General features: G+C 70.0%; 2 protein-coding genes. Both read right to left on the reverse strand.

What is annotated here, in order from left to right; translation table 11 throughout:
* Nucleotides 1-123: 123 nt before the first annotated feature.
* The gene (locus tag ACIBQ1_RS61810; RefSeq protein ID WP_397292880.1) at nt 124-1,326 is read right to left on the reverse strand and encodes an NAD(P)/FAD-dependent oxidoreductase; all 1,203 of its coding nucleotides are present in this window, start codon (nt 1,324-1,326) and stop codon (nt 124-126) included.
* Nucleotides 1,323-1,520, reverse strand: a complete 198-nt coding sequence (locus ACIBQ1_RS61815; RefSeq protein ID WP_397292881.1) for a ferredoxin — start codon at nt 1,518-1,520, stop codon at nt 1,323-1,325. Before ACIBQ1_RS61815 ends, ACIBQ1_RS61810 begins: the two co-directional genes overlap by 4 nt.
* Nucleotides 1,521-1,695: the final 175 nt, after the last annotated feature.

Genomic DNA, 1,695 nt, shown 5'->3' on the forward strand with positions numbered 1-1,695 from the left:
ACCAGGGAAAGCACAGCCGACCGGGAAACCGGCGGAAGAAAGGCCCTGGGCCCTACCGTCAGACATCATCACCTCGTCTGCTCCCGACCCGACTGGAAGGGATCGAGGAACGTGACGGGCCGCTCACGCGACGGCTGTGTCGGTGACGGCTATGTCCCAGGTGGCGCCGGCAGCGATGAGCCCTCGCCAGGCGCGCAGGACCCTGGGCGGCTGGCCCATGGCGAGCACGCCGGTGAGCCGGTCTCCCCGGCGGTAGAGCACCAGGAGCTGTCGTCCCGTCTCGTCACCGTGCAGGACGCGCGCTTCGTCGTGGTCGCGCAGGTATCCGTAGGCCTGGATCCTGGTGTCGTACTGGTCGGACCAGAAGTACGGCACCGGGGCGAAGGGCCGCCGGGTGTCGGGGTTGAGCAGGTTGTGCGCGACGGTGAGGGCCTGCTCGCCCGCGTTGGTGCGGTGCTCGACGCGCATCGCCGTGTCGAACAGCGGGTTGTGCCAGCTCGCCACGTCGCCCACCCCGTACACGTCGGGGGCCGCCGCGCTGTACTGGTCGCACACGAGCCCGCCGTCGAGGGTGAGCCCGCTGCCGGCCAGCCATTCGGTGTTGGGTACCGAGCCGATGGCGACCAGCACGTCGTCGGCCGGGAGCACGCTTCCATCGGCCAGAGCGACGCCGGTGACCTCGCCACCGGCACTGAGCACCTCGGCTACCGCGGCGCCCGTGCGCAACCGGACCCCGTGCTCGCGGTGGAGCTGCGATAGGAACCGTCCGGTCTGCTCGCCGACGGCCAGGGCCAGCGGAACCGGGCCGGCTTCCAGCAAGGTCACCTCCACTCCCAGCCCGCGGGCCACGGCGGCCACCTCGGCACCGAGGAAACCGGCGCCGACGATCACCAGCCGCCGCCCTGCGCGCAGCCGCGCCTTCAACGCCAGCGCGTCGGCCAGGGTGCGCAGCGTGTGCACCCCGGCCACGCCTTCGGTGCCGGGCAGCCGGCGGGCCCGCACTCCGGTCGCCACGACCAGCGCGTCGTACGGCAGTGCGGTGCCGTCGGCCAGCAGCAGGGTCCGCGTGGTCACGTCCAGCCCGGTCGCGCTCACCCCCAGTCGCAGGTCCAGGTCCAGGGCGTCGATGTCGGCCTGCCCGCGCAGGGCGAGCCGGTCCAGCTCCCAGTCCCCTTTGAGGATCTGCTTGGACAGCGGCGGGCGGTCGTAGGGGAGTTCCGCCTCGTCGCCGACCAACGTGATCACGCCCTGATATCCACCCCTGCGCAACGCTTCGGCGGTGGCCAGCCCGCCCGCCGCCGCACCGACCACCGCTATGCGGTTCATGACTGGACCACCTGGATGGCGGCGGCGGGGCAGGCCAGGGCCGACTCACGGACGGCCTGGTGCTGATCCGCATCAGGGGTATCAGTCAGCAGGACGACCATGCCGTCCTCGTCTCGCTGGTCGAAGACGCCGGGTGCGATCAGGACGCACTGCCCGGCGGCCACGCACCGGGGTTCGTCCACGGTGATCTTCATGGTGGATTCCTCTCCGTCGAAATGATGTATCCCGCAACCACATTTACCGACGCTTGTCGGTAAACTACGAGTGTCGTCTAAGAGCCTGCTGACGAAGGCTTAAGCGCTCAATGAGGTGCAGGCGTAGAGCGCTGGTCCGATCTTGTTGATGTGGCCCTGGTGGGACCACTGGGAG

It is taken from the genome of Nonomuraea sp. NPDC050153, assembly GCF_044460125.1.
In the GTDB taxonomy this organism is placed as follows: domain Bacteria; phylum Actinomycetota; class Actinomycetes; order Streptosporangiales; family Streptosporangiaceae; genus Nonomuraea.

Bases quoted from the DNA above. Each gene is read 5' to 3' on its own strand.
- ACIBQ1_RS61810 (WP_397292880.1), bottom strand. From the start codon at position 1,326: ATGAACCGCATAGCGGTGGTCGGTGCGGCGGCGGGCGGGCTGGCCACC.
- ACIBQ1_RS61815 (WP_397292881.1), bottom strand. From the start codon at position 1,520: ATGAAGATCACCGTGGACGAACCCCGGTGCGTGGCCGCCGGGCAGTGC.